Consider the following 19625-nt stretch of genomic DNA (forward strand, 5'->3'; position numbering starts at 1 on the left):
ACCAAAAATATCTGAAAACCATATCCACCAAACATTAGTTGTCTTATGAAGAATAGTCATTTGACCAAGTACAGGAATCGTTTTTACATATTCAATTTCTCCTTCTCCTGTTTTTAAGTTCACAAATGCATAAGCATCTTTAAAGTACAATCGTACTTCTTCACCTCGTATTCTATGGCCTCTAAACTCTTCAGTAGTAATATTTTTTGCAGACTCTTTTAAATAATCTTCTGTAATTTGAGAAGCATCGTTTGGTAATTCTATTTTTATGTTTTCTGTCTTTACAGTATATTCTTGTGGATCAAAATCTACACGATGGTTTAATGCTATTCCAGAAATTGAAAATGCAATAATTAATCCTATAAAAAAATAACTAATGTCTCTATGTAAGTTCCTGTTTAATTTAGTTCTTGCTTTTTTATTCATCTCAATGTAGCTTTATTAGCTTTTTAACAAAATGGTATTGTATTGTTATAAATTTTTATATCACAAAGAAGTATTAGATTTTTAGTAATACGAAAAAAAATTCGTAAACGACAGAACTAAACTGCTATACAACAATAATAACATTACCTAGAGAAGTACTTAGTCATTTTTAGGCAAAAAGGTGATAGATGAGTGCTTCTATATGCAGTATTATTTTGATTATTAAAAATAATTCAAATAATCTGTCATATTTATAGATCTGCTGTAACTAATATAGTAGAAAGGAAATTATAACATATGCAAAGTCAATGCTCTTTTGAACAAATAATAGAATCTAACAAAGCTAAGATATATAGGATTTGCAGAATTTACGCTGTTAACCCAATAGAACCTGAAGACTTATTTCAAGAGGTCGTTTATCAAATTTGGAGATCTTATGCATCCTTTAAAGGAAACTCAAATATTAGTACTTGGATATATAAAATAGCACTCAATGTATGCATTAGATCTAAAGGAAAACTTAGCAAAAAGAATGATAAAACTGTACGATTAGATTCAATTCTATTTACACCAATTTCAACAACTACTAATAGTACTCAGGACATAAAATACAAAGCCTTAAAGAGTTGTATTTCAACGTTAAAAGATATTGATAGATCCATAGTTATTTTATCACTTGAAGATGTGCCATATAAAGAAATCGCAATTATCACAGGTCTTTCGGAGAATCATATAGCTGTAAAAATGAAACGAATAAGGAAATTGTTATTGGATTGTATAACTACAAAAATTAAGGAAAATGAAAACTAATGAACAACAATATACTTGGGATGATATTAAAAATTCTTGGAATTTATCTTCTGAAGTAGAAGACATAAACATATTAATGAATGAACTCTCAGAAGAGTTAAAATATTGGTCAAGCCCTTTTGAACAAGATGCCATTAAAAAGGATATTATACTCATTAAAGGAGCAATAAGCAAATACGAAAAAGACATGATCAATAAAGAGATTAGAATGATTGAACAATCCATTACTAATTTAGAAAAAGGGGTTGCTAAATCAGTGTCTAACTTTATGATTAAAGTCGTAAAAAAAATTATCTCAATAATAAAGGTTAAAAACGATTAGCGTAATTTTTTTGATGACTTATTACTACCTTTTTAATATGCAACAACAATAGAGCAGTGGAATATGGATGTGAAATACAACCTAATTCAAACTATGAGCTTGAATATAAGCCTTAGGACTCATGCCAGTTTTCTTTTTAAAGACTCGTGTAAAATATTGCGGATATTCAAAGCCTAATTGATACGCCGTTTCTGAGATGGATAACTTAGGGTTTAAAAGCAAACTCTTAGCTTCTTCTACCAAAAATAAGTTGATTTGATCTACAGCAGTTTTTCCCGTTTCTGCTTTAATGGTATCACTCATATAACGATGACTTACATTAAGTTGATCTGCCATCCAATCTACGGTTGGAATACCTTCTTCTACCAATAAGTTTTGTTCAAAATAGCTATTAAGAATATCCTTAAATCGTGTAATCAAAATTTTATTATCGTCTGTACGGTTCAAAAATTGACGCTTGTAAAAACGATCGGCATATTTGAGTAAAGTTTCTAATTGCGAAATGATAATATCCTTGCTAAATTCATCTTGGTTATTATGGTATTCAGCCTTTATGTTTTTGAAGATATCCTTTATAATCAGCTCTTCTTTTGGAGAAAGATGCAAGGCTTCATTAACATTATAGTTAAAGAAGTTATAGCTTTTAATTTTTTCGTAAATATCTAAATTTCGAATATAATCTTTATGAAAAGCAATATGATAACTCTCTGAACTAACAACAATACCTTTAAAGGACACTGTTTGATTTGGTGCTGTAAATAAGAGCGAACCATTAGTACAGTCGTATTTGGTGCGTCCATAAATAAATTCACCAGAAATAATTTTTTTAAAACTAATGGCGTAAAAATCACAATTCATCACTAGAGGATCTTCAGAAAGATCGGTAGTATCACAGCTCGCTTTTTCTTTGGGATCCAATTCAGAATGCATAATACTGAATAATGGATTTTCAGGTGTTTTTAACCCAAAGTGTGTATGAAAATCTGTGATGGATTTAAAATGGAAATTTGGCATATTCTTCTTTTGTACAATTTAAAGTTACAATATTATCTAGGAATCAATTCTAGGGTAGAGGCTTCATGTTGCTTTCTATTATAAGTCAAACGCATTAGTGGATATAAAATCCATAATAACTTAAAATAGGCTTTATTGACTTTAGGATTTATGGTTTCTAAATCTTTAGGAACCACACCATCAATATCAACAATTGTATCTCCAAGTTTCATTTGACCCTGAGAATTTTCTAAAAAGGCATGATACCAACTGCGTTTTCCAAATTTATATTGACGTACAAAAAAACGGCCTTCTGTAGTGACAATGGTAATATCGATAAAACGATGGTCACCACAGCGAATTTGATGTACTTTCTGCCTTTGTACTAGTTTTTCTAATTCTTGAATGATCATTGTTTTTGAGTTGAAGATTATTTTAAACGTCATTGCGAATGAAATGAAGCAATCTGCCAATCGATAGACAGACTACTTCGTCCTATGTCCTCGTAATGACGTTTATTTTCTATTTATTAAAAAACTCTGCTACAGCATCAGTAGATACCTTTACAGCTTCAGGCTTGTAATAGAAATCTACATGACTAAAGCCATCTAAAGCTAAAACTTCGTGCTCATTTGTTAGCTTTTCAATAAAGCCTGTTGAACAAGGTGCTGTTGGTGCCGTTTTACCATAAACTACTAATGTAGGTTGTACAATTTTGTCAGCATAAGCTTCTCCGATAGAAAATAGTGATTGCATTGCTTGATCACCAATGTGCATGTTAGAGAAATTTTTAACGGCTTTAGGTCCTTTAACACCATCTCTACCATAGTAATTATAACTTTCTGCAGCCATTTCTGGATATGCTGCGGTTGCTACAAACTCTTCTAACGATTGTTCATCATTAAGACCAAATGGTGCTACATAATCTGGTTCTCCAGTTTCGTATTGCTTTTGCATAGAAGCATTTGCTGCTGCAATCATTGGATCTGTGACTTCTCTACCTAACCACTGGAAATCATCTGCTGCCATCATTCCAGATACTGTTGCAATTTTCTTAATTCTATGATCTGTAACTGCTGCTGAAGCAATGATAGAACCGCCTTGACATACACCTAACCCGTTAATCTCTTCTACAAAAGGTAATGTTCCTAAGTAAGAAACGGCATCCCAAGTGTTTTCAATTAATCTAAACATATAACGCGATTTTTTGTGCTCTCCTGGTAATGCTGGCGAATCTCCCATTCCTAGATAATCAAACCCTAAGAATACGAATCCTCTTTTAGCCATTTCAGTTCCATAAGTTTCTGGAATTTGTTCTTTCACTTGAGGAAATGGACTTGCGCCAACGATAGCTTTATATGTTTTGTTTGGATCAAAACCTTCAGGTAGGTATAAATCTGCTGCTAATTCAACACCAAATGATGTGAATGTTACTTTGTTTTTTCCTGCTTTTAATGGTGTCATAGTATTTTTTGTTTTTACATGTTCTGTTTTAATAGCCAATGCTTTTGTTTGGCTTTCGTTTGTATTTTGCTTTTGATTGCAGCTTACAAAAAGTGCTGCCGCACAAATGATGGAAAGTATATTTTTCATTTATAATTCTGTATTGTGAAAATTTGCTAATTATTTGATTACAAAGTTACTGAGAGGTAAATGTTGTTGACTTATACATTTTGGTAAGAGACTTATACATTTTGGTATTGGCTTTCATTTATTTTAGAAAATAGTCATAAGATAAAAGCAAAAGACCTTTTGACGAAGTGTGTCAAGAGCTGGATAAAGAAATGTCTAATAATCATATATGAAACCATGTCATTATTAGTTCACAGAAGACTAAAAGCAGGCTTAGTTAAAAGCAAATTAGGTTTAATAAGTTAGGCCTAAAATCCTTTTAATAAGCTTTAATATCAGACAATATTTTTGTATTTTAATAGGATGTTTAACCAATCTAAAAATACATCATGAATTATACAGTAGTTAAGGCATTTGGAACAGAATCTTCTAATGCCAATTTGCAGTTATTAGAGATAAAACGAAGAACGTTATTAGGAAAAGATGTTGAGATAGATATTCTATACTGTGGTGTTTGTCATTCCGATTTACATTTTGCACGAAACGATTGGGGAATGACACAATATCCTGTTGTTCCAGGTCATGAAGTTGTTGGTAAAGTAACCCAAGTAGGTTCAGAAACATCTAAATATAAAATTGGTGATATCGTAGCCGTTGGTTGTTTAGTAGATTCCTGCAGAAGTTGTCAAAACTGTAAAGATGATTTAGAACAATATTGCCCAGAATGGGTTGGTACCTATGGTGGTTTTGATAAACACTTACAAGAAAATACACACGGAGGGTATTCTGAAAAAATTGTTGTTGATGAAGATTTTGTTTTAAAAGTTCCTGATAATTTAGATTTAGCAGGTATTGCACCTGTTTTATGTGCAGGCATTACAACATGGTCACCTTTACGCCATTGGAAGGTGAAAAAAGGCTCTAAAGTAGCGGTTGTTGGTTTGGGTGGTTTAGGACATATGGCCTTAAAACTAGCACATGCATTAGGTGCAGATGTAACGTTGTTTTCTAGATCTACAAATAAAATTGATGATGCTAAAGCATTAGGTGCTGATCGTGTGATAATTTCTACAGATCAAAACCAAATGGATAGTGTTATAAATACCTTTGATGTTATAATAGATACTGTGCCTTACGTGCATGATCTTAACCCATATATAACTACATTAAATACCAATGGTACTTTAGTCATTGTTGGTTATTTAGGACCTTTAGATCCAATGCTAGTCACAGTGCCAATGATTATGGGGCGCAAATCAGTTGCAGGCTCTCTTATTGGTGGTATTGCTGAAACTCAAGAACTATTAGATTTTTGCGGTAAGCATAACATTACTTCAGATGTTGAGGTAATTAATATGCAAAATATCAATGAGGCCTATGAACGAATGCTAAAAAGCGATGTAAAATACCGTTTTGTAATTGACATGAAATCACTTAAAGCATAACTTAACAAGTTCTAATTTAAGAACACTAAAAATCAGTTATTTGACAATGTTTCGATGAATTATATTAATTCAAATGATGTCTATATTCTTTAGGCGATTGTCCAGTTTGTTTTTTAAACATCTTACTAAAGTGTTGTGGATATTCAAAACCTAAGTCATAGGCAATCTGACTAATACTTTCAGAAGTGCCAATCAACATATCTTTTGCTTTTGCTACAATGAACAAATTGATGTGTTCTTTAGCACTTTTGCCTGTTTCTGTTTTAAGCGTATCACTTAAATAACGCTGCGAAACCGAGAGTTTGTTGGCTATAGCTTCTATGTTTGCAATACCACTTATTTGATTTTCAGTGTAAAAACGTCGCAATTCTGCTTTAAACTTATCTAGTAGGATACTCGATGCTTCTTGACGGTTGATAAATTGACGTTTATAAAAGCGATCCGAATATTTTAGTAAGGTCTCCAATTGCGAGATGATGATGTCTTTACTAAACTCATCTTGATTGTTATGATATTCGGACTCTATGGTCTCAAAAATAGTTTGAATAAGTTGCTCTTCCTTTGGCGATACATGCAATGCTTCATTGGTAGCATAAGAGAAGTAGCCATAATTTTTAATGGTATGTGACAATTCAGTACCACGAATAAAATCTTCATGAAACGTGATAATAAAACCATGTTGTTCCATTTCGGTTTGCTCATCCCATTGGGTCACTTGTCGTGGCGACATAAACACCATGGCACCATTTGAAAAGTCATATTGGGTTCTGCCATAGTTTAATGCTCCAGAAACAACGCGTTTTAATGAAATAGAGTAGAAGTCATTAGTTATTGCTGGTGAGCTTTTAAGCAATCCAGCAATAAGATCTTCATCAATAGACACCACACTTAATAAAGGGTGTTCCGATTTTGGAAAATTAACATATTCCAAATAGGACGCTAAAGTTTTGAAATGTTTCATAATTGGTTTTCGGTTTCTACTACTCAGCCTCTAAAGACTCTAGTAAGCGCCTCGAGATCACAGTATCATAGATGATTTTGAGTTTGGTAATTTTGTTATTCGTATCAAATTCTAAAATATCAACAACATCAAAAGTAACCTTCTCGTCACTTCTTAAAGTCCATATATATTCAAAATATAAAGCCATATGACCTGTATTGTGATCTTCAAAAATCCCTTTTAGACTAAGCTTAGAGTTATGGGTGTCATTATTCAACTGCACATAAAAATCACTAGCATTTTGTAGACCATATAAAGGCGATTCTACAATGCCGTTAGCGCTAAATAAGGCCACTACATTAGCAACATGACCTTGTTCTAGTTCGTTGATATAGGCTTGTGCTACCTCTTTTTTTGTCATCATATAGGTTTTAGAGTATTAGTCTCAAAATTACTAATAAAATAATAGGATTTGGTATAAGACCATTCTAATCCGTTTTGTTAGAATGGTCTTTTTCTGACTAATCCCTATTTTTCAACTCGAGCATAAGGTGCATAGACTTCTTTAAGTTGAAATTGTTCTTTATAAGCATCGCTTAATTGACCAAGTGAAATGACTTGCTTAAGCTCAACGAGTGTGTACCATTCTTGTAACTGCTCTGCTGTATTTTGAATATGCAGTGCGGCTGCGGCTTCATTTGCATAACGTTCATGTTGGCAATACACACCGTTTTCATCTCTATAAACTTCGTAAAGTAATGTCCCTTTTTCGCTCTTTGAGATTTCAAATTGTTGTTGACGTACTTCGTCGTAACGCTCTTGGTTTTCAGGTTTCACTTCAAAACTGAAAACAAAAATAACTTCGTTCATTAGGGTTTATTTTTAAATCGTGTTATTGTAATCCAAATTGACCAGCAACCATATCATAAAATGCTTTGTCGTCCATAGCGTTACGCGCAGCCATAAATTGCTCCGCATCTGGTCCTGCCAAATAGCGTAATTGCTCCTTGTTATCGGTTACGGCAGTATATATAATGGCTGCAATACTTTCAGAAGTGCTCAAATGATCCATATAGTTTTGGATAGCTCCCATGTATTTTTCCAAGCCTTCTTTATAATCAGCGATATCATCGTTTCCGGTTAAAGAAATATTATTGATAAATTCGGTATTGACACCACCTGGTTCTACTAATTTCACATCGATGCCTAAGGGTTTTAATTCGTATTGAATAGAGCCTGTAAAGCCTTCTACAGCATGCTTTGTCGCATGATATAAGCCCTGATATGGTAAGGTAAACAAGCCAACAATAGAGGTGACATTTAGGATTAATCCATTCCTATTGCCACGCATATGTGGTAAAATAGCTTTGGTGGTTCGTATCAATCCAAACACATTGACATCAAAGATCTTTTGCATTAAGGCTTCATCGGAAGCTTCTGCAATTCCCATCATACCAAATCCTGCATTGTTGATTAATACATCAATTGTCCCGAAGGTCCCAATACCTTTATGAATGGCGGCATCTATGGTGTCTTGCTTGGTGACATCAAGTGCGGTTACTAATACATTATCTAGTGTGTTAAGTTCGGTTTCTTTTTCTGGCGATCGCATCGTTGCAATCACATTCCAACCTTGCGATTGAAATAGTTTAGCAGCTGCTCTTCCAATTCCTGTTGAGCTTCCTGTAATTAATACGGTTTTATTTGAAGTGGTCATAAGTTTTAAATTTTAAAAGGTTGTGATTTATTAAGGGTTAAAGGTTAAAGGTTAAGGGTTAAAGGTTAAGGGTTGAGGATTAGTTCATGTATTTGTCAAACCATTCTAGCATCATTTTTGGATGTTCTCCAAAGTAATTGTAGCCATCAAAACGTTTGGTAGTACCTTCCACCCAGAACAGTTTTTTGTCGTCCTCATTAAGGCTTGTTAAGCCATCAAAGGTGGCCTGAACATCTTTGGGTGTCGTCCAAGCATCATCTTTTACTTGAATGAAAAATGTTGGTATTTTAATGTTTTTAGTATATAAATGTGGCGTCATTTCTTCAAGTTTTAAGCCACTCATGTGTTCAATTTCTTGACTAAAAATATCGGCATAATCACCTAATTGCATCCCATCTAATGCGATTTTAGACATGATGTTGATCGAGGCCGGTTGTGGGCAAACTAGAGCTTTTACGTCTTTAAAATATTCCGGACGTTCCGTCATAGCATGAATTGCTGCATTTCCACCTGCACAAGGATTAAATAAACCAATAGTCATATCCTTTAGCTGGTCTTGCGACTTGATGTAATCAAACGCTGCAATAACATCTTTATACTCATCAGAGAAACCTTGTCCCCAAGTATTACCTTTAGAAGAGGCACTTTCACCATGATTTCTAAAATCGTAAGTCAATACATTATAACCTGCATCATGCAATGCTTTATAAACCTTTCCAAATTTTACTTCTACATCTTGAAATTGATTCCAAGGTGCTTTATGTCCAGGCCATCCATAGCGATTAAGGGTTGCTGGATGATTACAGATGATTAATTTATCTGAACCTTCAGCAGGAATAAACCATGCTGCCAATGCCACACCATCTTCTGCTGTAAATTTTACATCCTCATAGACCATGCCATAATCTTTTGGCGTTTCCAAAACTGGTGTTGGATAGTCAACCGTTACATAACCTTTTGCAATACCACGTAATGTGGTTCTGATTTCATTGTGTTTGTCTTCGCTTAAATTACTCATACTGTTTTGTTTTAAATCTTTGTCTTGCACATACTGTTATTGTGCTTAAGCCTAAAAAGAAGATTGTTATTCTATTATAAGTTGTTATTTGTTGAGTACAAATTTCTGAATAACAAGAGGTTAAAATGTATACGTTTTTACGAGAGTTGTATACTTTTTTACTGTAGTAGAATAAGAGCAATTAATAGTCTAAAAATGGCGAATATTAACCCAGTCTAATTGCCATACGGTACCTGTAGAAATGCACAAGTCAAAGCTACCATCTAATAATCTAACCAATCTAAGAGATCTAACCATCTAGCCCGTCATTGCGAGTAAGGCACGAACGCGGCAATCTAACAATCTAGTAATCTAACAGGTCTAAACATCTAATGACCTAACTAATCTAAGAGATCTAAACCACCCAAAATTCTTACAATTTATAATAACACAAATCAATAGCCGTTATCTTTGAAACTCTATTAATTTTTAAGCGTTCTTATCATAAGAAACCATTACTAATAAGACTATGAAAACCAACCTGATACTATTTTTAACCTGTCTTCTATATACAGTTGGGCAATCTCAAAACAATAAAGCAACCAATACTATAATATCCCAAACAACCATTACAGGCAAAGTGGTAGACAAAACAAACAAAACACCATTACCGTATACCTATTTAAAGATAGATAAAACAGGTCTAGGGACTGTAACTGATGGTGAGGGACAGTTTAAAATTAACATTCCAAAAAAGTACAACAACCATCACATCACTATTAGTTATTTAGGTTTTGAAGACATACAATTGCTGGTAAAAGATTTTAAAGCCAAAAACGGCCAAACATTTATCATGAAACCCGAAGCAGTGTCTTTAAGTGAAGTAATAGTCTCTAAGCCTAAAAAAATGCCCAAAGCCAAAGCGGTATTAAAAAAAGCACTCAAAAATATACCTGAAAATTATACAAGCATACCTGCTATGATTTCTGGCTATTATCGAGAAACCATGAAAGAAAATGATGTATACATCAAATATACAGATGCTGTGTGCGATTATTATGCTGTACCTTATACCAGAAAAAAATATAAAGGCAGAGATTACCAGTTTCCATTCGATTTTTCCATGAGCAGTGGCACCTTTAGTTTTGATAGTAACGACCTACACCGTTTGCACTTTCATCACAGAACTTTAAAAAAGGAAAAAGCTAATATAAACAATGCTCGTGCTAGTGCTAGCTTAAGCAAAAGAGCATTCCATGCCAATATAGAAGGTGGCCCATTAGGCTTATTTGCCAGAAATAGAGTAAAATACCAACAAAGCTTTTTGGGTAAAAAAGCTATACGAGATTTTACATATACCATTTCAGAAGAACTGGATGAAGTCACAGGCAATTGGTTGTATGTCTTAGAGTTTCATACCAAAACCACTAAAGCAGATTTAGATGCTCTTGAATCTAAAACTAACCGTCGCCAATGGAAAAGAGCCAACAAGCGCAAACTACTAAAGGGTAAAATCTATATCAATCAAGATGATTTTGCCATTGTACGTTATGAGTGCTCTGTACCTAACACTTTAAAAAAGTATTTCTGCGGATACAAATACAATAAAGTAAAACACTTTGACTATAAACTAGATGTTCATTTTAAGAAAAAAGGCAACACGTATTTTATTGATAAAATGCGACACGAAGATGAGTTCATCTACAAAGACAGCATTAGCCAAACCACAACATATTATGCCGCTATTTCAGAGTTTAACACCACCAATATTAACACCCAAAACGTAAAAAAAATATCCAAAGAAGATAATTTCGCCAATGTCTCTTCTAACCAATTATACGAGTACCCCTTAGAGTACGATTCTATCTATTGGAACAAGTACACCAAAGAAAACACTTTGGCTACAATAGATGAAGCCATTAGAAAAGACATGGAGTTCGAAAAAAGTTTAGAAAAACAATTCAGAGACAAACACATTAGAGATGATGCTATGCCAGCTCCTATAGCAGAGATCAAACCCACTAGCTTTAAAATTCATGGCGAAAACTATACAGATAATTATGCCTGGTTAAAAGATACCAAAGCACCCAAGCAAAATAAAGCGGTTATGGATTATCTACGCCAAGAAAACAAATACTCAGAAAACTACTTTATCCCTTTTAGAAAACTACAGCGTAGTATCTACAAACAATTGGTAAGCAACATAGAAAAAAACACAACCTCCTTACCAATCAATGATAATGGCTATTACTATTACAGTAAATTTAATGAAGATGACGAGTATCCTATCTATTACAGAAAAGCCATTAAAAACGACACCACTCAGGTAGAACTGCTAAATGTTAACAAATTAGCCGAAGGAAAAGAATTTTATAACGCTAGTGTTGGTGCTGTTAGTCCAAACAACAGATATATGGCTGTATACGAAAATACCACAGGCAAAGATGAGTATGTTTTAAAGATTAAAGACTTAGAAAACAAAACATTCTTAACAGATTCTATTGCGCGCATAGGCGGAATCGTTTGGTTAGACAACTCCTCATTTTTATATGTCGGTGTAGAAGACAAAACGTATCGCACTTCCAAAATACTAAGACACACCTTAGGTACTAAAGCTAAAGACGATGTATTAATCTATGATGAAAAAGACCCAAGCTTTGGCGTAGGTATTCATAAGTCTAAATCCAAAGACTATATCTTCCTAAGCACTGGCAGCAGTACATCATCAGAAACATGGTACTTAAAAACAAGCAACCCTAAAGGAGAATTTAAGCTTATTAAACCTCGCGAAAAAAACCACAAGTATAGCATCTCCCACCATAAAGACAAGTTTTATATCCTCACCAATAAAAAGGCCTTAAACTATAAGATTGCTACAGTAAATAGCAACAACACTTCAAAAGAAAAATGGAGTGAACTCATTCCACATCAACCAGGCGTGAGTATTGAAGGGTTTCAGGTCTTCGATAATTATTTGGTCATTCAAGAAAAACAAGATGCACAATCACGCATCAAAATCATAGACCAAACCACTAAAGAAAGCCATTATATTAAGCTAAAAGAAGAGTTTTATAATATAGGCATTGGCTATAACCCAGAGTTTAAAACAGATAGCCTACAATTCAGCTATAATTCATTCACAACACCAACCAAAACCTTTAACTATAACATGAAAACCAAAGAAAAAAGGTTGGTAAAACAATATGGCAAACCACTAACGCATCCGTTCAAAAAATACGTTGTACAACGCAAGTGGGTAACAGCTAAAGACGGCAAGCAAATTCTTTTAACACTTATTTCAGATAAATGGCGCACCAAACGCAAAGGCAATAATTACAGAGTCTATTTAACGTCTTATGGTGCCTATGGTGCCGGACAAAGCTTAGCAAGTGGCCCAACGGTACAACATCTAGTAAATTCTAACTATATATATGCCATTGCACACGTAAGAGGTGGAGACGATTTGGGCAAAGAATGGTACCAAGATGGCAAACTATTAAATAAGAAAAATACATTTTCAGATTTTATAGATTGTGCACAATATCTAATAGACGAAGGCTACGCCCAAAATGGAAGCATTGTTGCAGAAGGCGGTAGTGCTGGTGGCTTATTAATGGGTGCAGTGGTGAATCAACGACCAGACTTGTTCAATACCGTTATCCTAAATGTTCCTTTTGTAGATGTTATTAACTCTATGCTAGACGAAAACTTACCGCTAACCGTTGGTGAATTTGAAGAATGGGGCAATCCAAAAAACGAAAAATACTACCATTACATAAAATCTTACAGCCCGTATGATAATGTAAAAGCACAAGAGTATCCTAACCTGTTATTTTTTACAGGCATAAACGATACCAGAGTAGGATATTGGGAGCCAGCCAAAATGGTAGCAAAACTTAGAGCAACCAAAACAGACGATAACCTATTGCTTTTAAAAACAGACTTCAATAACGGACACGGAGGAGGCTCTGGTAGATTTGCAGGTTACAGAGACAGCGCCTACAAACTAGCCTTAATTTATAGTTTATATAAAGCACCCCAAACTAAACAATAACAACAATATAAACCTGTGAAACAACAGACCTAAACGTCATTGCGAGTGAGGCACGAGCGCAGCAATCTAACAATCCATACGTCATTGCGAGCCACTCACAAACGAAGCAATCCAATCATACTAAAGACCTAATACACCAATACTACTTGAAATTCCGACAAGGTCGGAAGCTACTATCGGCAGTATATATAATTAAAATCCGTAAAAAATAGCGGAAACCTTGGACGCTATTTAGGATTTTAATTATGGTTTTAAGAGCGCCAAAAGCGTTCTTAAAAATACCTTCGATAGTAAAGGGCTTTTTGGTTCGTTTTTGGCCCATCAAAAATGAACGTACAAACAAGAGCTATCCAACCACCTAACCATCTAGTAATCTAGTAATCTAAGAGGTCTAACCATCTAACAGATCTAAAAAACCTCAAACCAAAGCACTATGCAAATCATTAAGAGCCTCCATAGCTGTTTTCCCATAACCTCTAACAATGTCATAGCCACCAGAATCAACAAGCGTCACAATACACTCATGAGGCGTTTTCTCAAGCTTAATATGCTTAAGTTGCGCAATTAAAAATTCTTCTTTATAGCTTTTAATAAACTGTAGCAACGCAGTATCATCCATTATCACAAGATTTTTTTATAACGATTATTGATTCTCCTTTTGTTCTTGCGGCTGCTGTTTCTTCTTATTACTGAAATTCAAAAATATTCCAGCCGATAACGAAACATTGTTTTTCATATCAAATTCTGTAACCTCGTTTTGCGAATCATCCATAAAATCCAAGTTTCTACTTAAGGCATAACCTGCATCAAGATTAAAGCGAATCAACTTGGTAAGTCTTTGTTGTAGTCTCAAACCTGTTTTTACTTCAACATAATTAATGCTTTCGGCAGTTTTGTCTCCAACAGTAAAATGCTCACTTATGTTATAATTAAACCCCTCAAAACCAAAAAAGGCAGTTAAAGTAGTAGCTTCAGAAACTTTATAACTATAAGAGCTTTCGTAAAGACCCAAGTTCATTTCAGATGTAGCGCTCAATTTTTTCCAATAGTTAATATAGGGCAATAAAGGAAAACCTAAGGGTGAGTTTGCAAGATAAGAGGCACCAAAGCTTAATCTATATGTGGGTTTTTTACTGTAATTAAATAGTATAGTAGCATTAGGATTAAAATCATCAAACCTAAGGTCAGATGCAAAATTAGAACTCAATTGTGGTCTTAAAATAACTATGGTACTCCACGTTTTATTCAGTAGCCTTAAATAGCTAAGTTCTACACCAAAACTGTAAAACTGGTCTAAATCATGACTCTGTGGCACCGAAGCATTATAATTTAAAGACGTATGCTCAGCAATCAATCTGGCAGAAAAAAAACCTTTATAAGCGTTCAATCCCTTTTCATATACCTTAGCATTTATCCTATAATTAATCAAATCTACATCACTATCTCCTTGCAAGGTATAGCTTACTTCTGTAGTGATTTGATCGTGCTGTTGCCCCAATACCATGAGACTATTAAATGCGGCTAAAAAAAAGGAAGCCCAAATTTTTTGTGTTCGTTTCATACGGTCTTTTTATAATTATATAGGCAAAAATAGACCCAACACACATTTTAAATGCTCCTGTTTATAACCACGAACCAAATTATAACACACCCACTTTCAGTAATTTAAATCTCAAACATGTTCTGAGTTATAACTTAGAACTCCGTTTTCTTAAACTCAGAAGGCGTTTGGTTGGTAAACTTCTTAAATGTCGTATTAAATGCCGTTTTAGAATTAAAACCAGACTCGTAGGCAATTCCTAAAATGGTCATCTTACGTAAAGACTTGTCTAGCAGTAACGATTTGGCCTTATCAATTCTATAGGTGTTTACAAACTGAAAAAAGTTTTGATGAAAACCATTATTTATAATATAAGAAAGCTGATGCGGTGTTATATCCATCGCTTCAGATAAAGAGGCTAAATTAATATCATTATCTAGGTACAACTGTTTTTCCTTCATCAATGCATGTAGCTTAGACGTCAATGCCACAAGCTCCTCATCGTTTAATATTTTTCGTTTCGTTGTATTAGCAGTCTCTACATCCTCATCAATAGCAATAACTTCGTCCCGATGCTTTACATTTACCGGAAAGATCTCTTTTTGCTTTAAAGAGCTATATGCAACAAAAAGAATCGTAACCAACATCATGCCCTTTAAATAAAGTTTTAAAGGAGTGCCCATATATATAAGATTAAAAACACTAATAACCATCACCAATAAAAAAAGCACAAGAATAATGTTCTCTAACCATTTAAGATCAATTTCATCAGTATTAGAAGAAAACAACGTAATCTTTCGCTGATGCATTCTAAGCTTTATATAAGATTTTGTAGTATATAAAATAGCATGCGCCAAAGTCAGTACCAATAAAAACGTTTTGTAATCATTTTGCGTCGTACGGTTTAAAATAAGAATAACCAAATACACCAAAGGCAAAATAAAAAGCGTCCCATCCTTGGCTTTAAATTTATAGGTAGGGTTTGTAAAAAATAAGATACTTACATACAGCAATACAGGCGTAAAAAATTGTATACAAGACAGCACAAAAACCGTTAGCGCACCAAGTGGTTGAGCATGTGTTAAAACTAATATCTCATCTAGCCAAAATGAAGACCATAAAAGCAGCGTAGCACCAAACCACAAATTAGCCTTTTTATTAACCCTCATCGGATTAACAAAAAAAATAAAAGAAAGCAACATCAAAAATGAAAAAATAAATATTTCAATCAAATGAATTAGCATATACAGTAATTTTCGCCAAATATACAGCATTACAACATTATTGCGAGCCACTCGCAAACGAAGCAATCTAACAATCCATACGTCATTGCGAGTGAGGCACGAGCGCGGCAATCTTAACAATCCAATAATCTAAACTTCTAAAGACCTAATACACCAATACAACTTGAAATTCCGACAAGGTCGGAAGCTACTATCGCAAGGTACTTTTGGGGTAGCCTGTCCTGAAAACAGCCGAAGGATCTGGCCCAACAAAAATGAACACACAAACAACAACCATCTAACCAGCCTAATAAAACACCATCAGTTTATAGATAAAAACAGCCTAAACTTCTATAAGAAACTAAAGATTATCCATAAAATTATAACACTCCTTTTCTTTATAGTACATTAGTCTTTTAATCAATAAAATGGGCATCAGATACTTAAAAATAATATTACATTTCTTTTTATGGTTATTATTATTCATATATCCAATTGCATCGTTAACACATCAATACCTCATTTATAGAAACTGGTTATCGCTAACAGCAATTTTTATAGCCTTTTACCTTAACTTTTTTATTTTAATAGATTACTATTTTCTTAATAACAAAAAACTGCTGTTTTATACCTTAAATGCATGTATTATAGTAATCCTTTATGTTTTTATAGCTTATTGTATCAATAAACCTATATTTCATCCCGCCTTAAATGAAAAACCTTTACATCAAGTTAGAAGTGGTGCTATGACTACAGTTCAAGTTATTTTACCCATAATATTAAGTATCGGAATGTGTGTAGCATTAAAAGTCAATACACGTTTAAGTAAAAACAAAATACTATTACAAGAAGTTAAGCAAGCACAGCTAAACACCGAAATTAAATATTTAAAGTATCAAGTACAACCACACTTCCTCTTCAACACTTTAAATAACATCTATGCGCTTATAGATGGTTCTCCTTCTAAAGCAAAACAATCTGTACACACTATGAGTAAAATGATGCGTTACTTACTCCATGATGCATCAAACAATAAAGTGCCCTTAGTTAAAGAAATAGAATTTTTAGAGCATTATATAGATTTAATGCAAATGCGAGTGTCATCAAATGTAACTTTAACAAAAAGTTTCCCAATCGTTAATCAACCTATAAAAATAGCACCATTGCTATTTATCACATTTATTGAAAACGCTTTTAAACACGGCATAGATGCTGTAAAAAACAGTTACATATCTATTGATTTAGAAATCGAAAAAGAACATATAAAATATTCTGTAATCAATTCATCATTCCCTGAAAATGAAAGCATAACAGATTCTGGAATCGGATTAGAAAACCTTAAAAAGCGATTAAAAATTTTATACCCTAATGCGTTCAATCTAATAACCAAAGAAGAGAACAATACATATATTGCACAACTAACACTCAAATACTAAGACTAATGCTATCCTGTATTTTAATTGATGACGAACCTTTAGCTCTTAACCTATTAGAAGACTACGTTAACACAACACCTTTTTTAAAGTTAACAGCAAAATGTAGTAGTGCTATTGCTGCAATAGAAATATTAGAAAAAGAAGCTGTTGATTTAATTTTTACAGATATTCAAATGCCCAATTTAACAGGAATGGAGTTCTCAAAACTAATTTTAAATAATAAGGCGAAAATTATTTTTACAACTGCTTTCAAAGAATTTGCTGTAGAAAGTTACAAAGTAAATACTATCGATTATTTAGTTAAACCCATCAGTTATCCCGAGTTTTTAACCGCGGCCAATAAAGCAAAACAACATATACTTCAAGACACTAACCATAAAGTAATTGATGATTATATTTTTGTAAAGTCAGATTATAAATTATTAAAGATTGATTTAAAAGATTTAATTTATGTAGAAGGGCTTAAAGATTACTTAAAATTCTATACTGTTAATTCAGCTACACCAATCCTCACCCTAAAAAGCATGAAATCTTTAGAAGAAGAGTTACCAAAAAAACAGTTTATGCGTGTACATCGTTCGTTTTTAGTAAACTTAAAAAAAATAACTACCATAGAGCGTAACCGTATTGTTTTTGGAGACAAGCATATTCCTGTTTCAGAAAAGTATAAAGATGATTTTTTTAAATTCATCAAATCAGATTTCCGGTAGTAGATAAAATCCACCTAAATATCTATTAATCTTCACTAAACATCTATTTCATTTTCAAAACAGCCTAAGATTATTCAACTTTAATGTATATATAAAGTATACATTAATCAGTAGAGCTCTTATAGGCACTACTAGTATTACTCTTTATGCATAGTAGATCTAGTACTTAGAGTTATATAAATGCACCAAACCTTTGTACCAAACTATATAACAAGTATTCAGTATTCAATTGCCAAAAACAAAACCATCAACAAAAATGCCTAAAGCTATTCAAACATCAAATCAAAAAAGATACACATTAGACCTAATTATCTACATAGCAATTATGTTTTTAATTAGAGAGACATCCATCCCAAACACACATTATTTAGTCACAGGTTTTCTATATTCTGGAACAACGCTAATCGTTGCCTCTTTAATGATGAAAAGGCGTGGAGTTACTTGGAAATCACTAGGATTAAGACGTCCAAAATCTATTAAAAAAACCCTATTAAGTGCGCTAGTTATCTTTATTACGGTTATAGCTACCTTTCTTATTTTTAATATTATACAAGATCAGTTTGCTGTAGCCAAAGATAGTAGCGAAGCTGCCAAAGGCACAATTACAGGCTATAGCTTAAGCAATGGCGATTATGCGTATGTGTTTTCAGTTATTGTGTTTGTGTGGCTACAATCGGCTTTAGAAGAATTATTAGAACGCGGCTTTCTCATAACTTGGGTTGAAGGGGTATTGTCTAATGTAAAGCTTAGAACTGCAATTGCCATTGTTTTTCAGGCATGTATTTGGGGATTTAGACATTCCTATGATATCTCAGAACGTTCAATTTCAGTAGCTTTAGTTGGCATTGTTATGGGCATTGCTTATGTAAAATTAGATCGTAATTTATGGCCAGTAATTATAGCACACTCTGCCATGAATACAATGTCTTTGATTTGATTTTAGCCTCTGAATCTTATTTTAGATCAGTATAATAGATATAAATATGGGAGTTAAAATTCTTTATAAATTATTCTGAAACTTATGTTCACGCAAAATTTTAGGAAGTAGAACAATTGCTTTGATCATCCGAATCCAGATCTATGCCTTTGCTCCAAGCACATAACTGATTTAATATAGGTAATAAATCTTCTCCTTTCTTTGTTAAAGAATATTCAACTCTTGGAGGTGTTTCTGCATAAGATTCTCTATTAATAATACCTCTTTGCTCCATTTCTTTTAGTTCATTAGAAAGCACTTTTCGGCTAATCTTATCAATTCTAATAGCAAGTTCGCCAAACCTTAATTTTCTATCGGCTAATGTATAGACAATTATCGATGTCCATTTATTACCAACAATATTCATGGAGTGGGTAATAGGACACTCATTATAGTTTTCAATTAGTTTTCTTCCCATATTAGTTACCATTTGGTTACTACTTTATTTGCTACAAATTTATAAA

20 protein-coding genes are annotated in these 19625 nt (G+C 33.3%); 7 read left to right on the plus strand and 13 right to left on the minus strand.

Going from position 1 to position 19625, the window contains the following annotated elements; all coding sequences use genetic code 11:
* On the minus strand, positions 1 to 426 hold a 426-nt coding region (locus N4A42_RS04040), incomplete at its 3' end, for a PepSY-associated TM helix domain-containing protein (RefSeq protein WP_294070214.1).
* A 297-nt stretch (positions 427 to 723) separates the two neighbouring features.
* On the opposite strand from N4A42_RS04040, the gene N4A42_RS04045 reads away from it, so the two are divergent.
* Positions 724 to 1236, plus strand: a complete 513-nt coding sequence (locus tag N4A42_RS04045) for a sigma-70 family RNA polymerase sigma factor (RefSeq protein ID WP_294070217.1) — start codon at positions 724 to 726, stop codon at positions 1234 to 1236.
* Entirely contained in the window at positions 1226 to 1558 is a 333-nt protein-coding gene (locus N4A42_RS04050) for a hypothetical protein (protein WP_294070220.1), read from the plus strand. Before N4A42_RS04045 ends, N4A42_RS04050 begins: the two co-directional genes overlap by 11 nt.
* A gap of 81 nt (positions 1559 to 1639) precedes the next feature.
* On the opposite strand, the gene N4A42_RS04055 is transcribed toward N4A42_RS04050, so the two are convergent.
* The 3 genes from N4A42_RS04055 to N4A42_RS04065 all read right to left on the minus strand — a co-directional run bounded on the left by N4A42_RS04055 (position 1640) and on the right by N4A42_RS04065 (position 4144).
* Positions 1640 to 2572 (minus strand): AraC family transcriptional regulator, encoded by a 933-nt coding sequence (locus N4A42_RS04055; RefSeq protein ID WP_294070222.1) that lies wholly within the window; start codon positions 2570 to 2572, stop codon positions 1640 to 1642.
* A 32-nt stretch (positions 2573 to 2604) separates the two neighbouring features.
* Positions 2605 to 2964, minus strand: a complete 360-nt coding sequence (locus N4A42_RS04060) for a hypothetical protein (RefSeq protein ID WP_294070226.1) — start codon at positions 2962 to 2964, stop codon at positions 2605 to 2607.
* A gap of 109 nt (positions 2965 to 3073) precedes the next feature.
* On the minus strand, positions 3074 to 4144 hold the full coding sequence (locus tag N4A42_RS04065; RefSeq protein ID WP_294070229.1) for a hypothetical protein: 1071 nt from the start codon (positions 4142 to 4144) through the stop codon (positions 3074 to 3076).
* 368 nt (positions 4145 to 4512) lie between these two features.
* Here N4A42_RS04065 and N4A42_RS04070 point away from each other — a divergent pair, with 368 nt between their 5' ends.
* Positions 4513 to 5568 carry an NAD(P)-dependent alcohol dehydrogenase gene (locus N4A42_RS04070; RefSeq protein WP_294070231.1) on the plus strand — a complete coding sequence of 352 codons (1056 nt, stop codon included), beginning with the start codon at positions 4513 to 4515 and terminating at the stop codon, positions 5566 to 5568.
* Positions 5569 to 5632: 64 nt separating this feature from the next.
* Here the strand turns inward: N4A42_RS04070 and N4A42_RS04075 are convergent, their stop codons facing one another.
* From N4A42_RS04075 to N4A42_RS04095, 5 genes are all read right to left on the minus strand, one after another.
* Positions 5633 to 6529, minus strand: coding sequence for an AraC family transcriptional regulator (locus tag N4A42_RS04075; protein WP_294070234.1), 897 nt, complete (start codon positions 6527 to 6529; stop codon positions 5633 to 5635).
* 19 nt (positions 6530 to 6548) lie between these two features.
* The gene (locus tag N4A42_RS04080; RefSeq protein WP_294070237.1) at positions 6549 to 6932 is read right to left on the minus strand and encodes a nuclear transport factor 2 family protein; all 384 of its coding nucleotides are present in this window, start codon (positions 6930 to 6932) and stop codon (positions 6549 to 6551) included.
* A gap of 104 nt (positions 6933 to 7036) precedes the next feature.
* A complete protein-coding gene (locus N4A42_RS04085; protein WP_294070240.1) occupies positions 7037 to 7378 on the minus strand; it encodes an antibiotic biosynthesis monooxygenase in 342 nt (113 codons plus the stop codon).
* A 22-nt stretch (positions 7379 to 7400) separates the two neighbouring features.
* Positions 7401 to 8225, minus strand: a complete 825-nt coding sequence (locus N4A42_RS04090; RefSeq protein ID WP_294070243.1) for an SDR family oxidoreductase — start codon at positions 8223 to 8225, stop codon at positions 7401 to 7403.
* Between the two features lie 79 nt (positions 8226 to 8304).
* Positions 8305 to 9243 carry an alpha/beta hydrolase gene (locus N4A42_RS04095; protein WP_294070246.1) on the minus strand — a complete coding sequence of 313 codons (939 nt, stop codon included), beginning with the start codon at positions 9241 to 9243 and terminating at the stop codon, positions 8305 to 8307.
* Between the two features lie 508 nt (positions 9244 to 9751).
* On the opposite strand from N4A42_RS04095, the gene N4A42_RS04100 reads away from it, so the two are divergent.
* Positions 9752 to 13276, plus strand: coding sequence for a prolyl oligopeptidase family serine peptidase (locus N4A42_RS04100; RefSeq protein WP_294070249.1), 3525 nt, complete (start codon positions 9752 to 9754; stop codon positions 13274 to 13276).
* Positions 13277 to 13694: 418 nt separating this feature from the next.
* Here the strand turns inward: N4A42_RS04100 and N4A42_RS04105 are convergent, their stop codons facing one another.
* From N4A42_RS04105 to N4A42_RS04115, 3 genes are all read right to left on the minus strand, one after another.
* Complete coding sequence (locus N4A42_RS04105) at positions 13695 to 13895, minus strand: hypothetical protein (protein ID WP_294070251.1); 201 nt, start codon at positions 13893 to 13895, stop codon at positions 13695 to 13697.
* A gap of 24 nt (positions 13896 to 13919) precedes the next feature.
* Positions 13920 to 14837 carry a DUF6268 family outer membrane beta-barrel protein gene (locus tag N4A42_RS04110; protein ID WP_294070254.1) on the minus strand — a complete coding sequence of 306 codons (918 nt, stop codon included), beginning with the start codon at positions 14835 to 14837 and terminating at the stop codon, positions 13920 to 13922.
* A 134-nt stretch (positions 14838 to 14971) separates the two neighbouring features.
* Positions 14972 to 15985, minus strand: a complete 1014-nt coding sequence (locus N4A42_RS04115) for an AraC family transcriptional regulator (RefSeq protein ID WP_294070257.1) — start codon at positions 15983 to 15985, stop codon at positions 14972 to 14974.
* Between the two features lie 800 nt (positions 15986 to 16785).
* Between N4A42_RS04115 and N4A42_RS04120 the strand changes: the two genes are divergently transcribed.
* The 3 genes from N4A42_RS04120 to N4A42_RS04130 all read left to right on the plus strand — a co-directional run bounded on the left by N4A42_RS04120 (position 16786) and on the right by N4A42_RS04130 (position 19122).
* A complete protein-coding gene (locus N4A42_RS04120; RefSeq protein ID WP_294070259.1) occupies positions 16786 to 17475 on the plus strand; it encodes a sensor histidine kinase in 690 nt (229 codons plus the stop codon).
* A 5-nt stretch (positions 17476 to 17480) separates the two neighbouring features.
* Positions 17481 to 18185, plus strand: a complete 705-nt coding sequence (locus N4A42_RS04125) for a LytTR family DNA-binding domain-containing protein (RefSeq protein ID WP_294070261.1) — start codon at positions 17481 to 17483, stop codon at positions 18183 to 18185.
* A gap of 256 nt (positions 18186 to 18441) precedes the next feature.
* Positions 18442 to 19122, plus strand: a complete 681-nt coding sequence (locus N4A42_RS04130; protein ID WP_294070263.1) for a CPBP family intramembrane glutamic endopeptidase — start codon at positions 18442 to 18444, stop codon at positions 19120 to 19122.
* Positions 19123 to 19222: 100 nt separating this feature from the next.
* Here N4A42_RS04130 and N4A42_RS04135 read toward each other — a convergent pair whose 3' ends face one another.
* On the minus strand, positions 19223 to 19579 hold the full coding sequence (locus N4A42_RS04135) for a helix-turn-helix domain-containing protein (protein ID WP_294070265.1): 357 nt from the start codon (positions 19577 to 19579) through the stop codon (positions 19223 to 19225).
* Positions 19580 to 19625: the final 46 nt, after the last annotated feature.

Source organism: Winogradskyella sp., from assembly GCF_025210595.1.
Taxonomy (GTDB): Bacteria; Bacteroidota; Bacteroidia; order Flavobacteriales; family Flavobacteriaceae; genus Winogradskyella.

Bases quoted from the DNA above. Each gene is read 5' to 3' on its own strand.
- N4A42_RS04095 (WP_294070246.1), bottom strand. From the start codon at position 9,243: ATGAGTAATTTAAGCGAAGACAAACACAATGAAATCAGAACCACATTA.
- N4A42_RS04075 (WP_294070234.1), bottom strand. From the start codon at position 6,529: ATGAAACATTTCAAAACTTTAGCGTCCTATTTGGAATATGTTAATTTT.
- N4A42_RS04085 (WP_294070240.1), bottom strand. From the start codon at position 7,378: ATGAACGAAGTTATTTTTGTTTTCAGTTTTGAAGTGAAACCTGAAAAC.
- N4A42_RS04060 (WP_294070226.1), bottom strand. From the start codon at position 2,964: ATGATCATTCAAGAATTAGAAAAACTAGTACAAAGGCAGAAAGTACAT.
- N4A42_RS04080 (WP_294070237.1), bottom strand. From the start codon at position 6,932: ATGATGACAAAAAAAGAGGTAGCACAAGCCTATATCAACGAACTAGAA.
- N4A42_RS04120 (WP_294070259.1), top strand. From the start codon at position 16,786: ATGACTACAGTTCAAGTTATTTTACCCATAATATTAAGTATCGGAATG.
- N4A42_RS04050 (WP_294070220.1), top strand. From the start codon at position 1,226: ATGAAAACTAATGAACAACAATATACTTGGGATGATATTAAAAATTCT.
- N4A42_RS04135 (WP_294070265.1), bottom strand. From the start codon at position 19,579: ATGGGAAGAAAACTAATTGAAAACTATAATGAGTGTCCTATTACCCAC.
- N4A42_RS04125 (WP_294070261.1), top strand. From the start codon at position 17,481: ATGCTATCCTGTATTTTAATTGATGACGAACCTTTAGCTCTTAACCTA.
- N4A42_RS04105 (WP_294070251.1), bottom strand. From the start codon at position 13,895: ATGGATGATACTGCGTTGCTACAGTTTATTAAAAGCTATAAAGAAGAA.
- N4A42_RS04130 (WP_294070263.1), top strand. From the start codon at position 18,442: ATGCCTAAAGCTATTCAAACATCAAATCAAAAAAGATACACATTAGAC.
- N4A42_RS04055 (WP_294070222.1), bottom strand. From the start codon at position 2,572: ATGCCAAATTTCCATTTTAAATCCATCACAGATTTTCATACACACTTT.
- N4A42_RS04100 (WP_294070249.1), top strand. From the start codon at position 9,752: ATGAAAACCAACCTGATACTATTTTTAACCTGTCTTCTATATACAGTT.
- N4A42_RS04065 (WP_294070229.1), bottom strand. From the start codon at position 4,144: ATGAAAAATATACTTTCCATCATTTGTGCGGCAGCACTTTTTGTAAGC.
- N4A42_RS04090 (WP_294070243.1), bottom strand. From the start codon at position 8,225: ATGACCACTTCAAATAAAACCGTATTAATTACAGGAAGCTCAACAGGA.
- N4A42_RS04115 (WP_294070257.1), bottom strand. From the start codon at position 15,985: ATGAGGGTTAATAAAAAGGCTAATTTGTGGTTTGGTGCTACGCTGCTT.
- N4A42_RS04045 (WP_294070217.1), top strand. From the start codon at position 724: ATGCAAAGTCAATGCTCTTTTGAACAAATAATAGAATCTAACAAAGCT.
- N4A42_RS04070 (WP_294070231.1), top strand. From the start codon at position 4,513: ATGAATTATACAGTAGTTAAGGCATTTGGAACAGAATCTTCTAATGCC.
- N4A42_RS04110 (WP_294070254.1), bottom strand. From the start codon at position 14,837: ATGAAACGAACACAAAAAATTTGGGCTTCCTTTTTTTTAGCCGCATTT.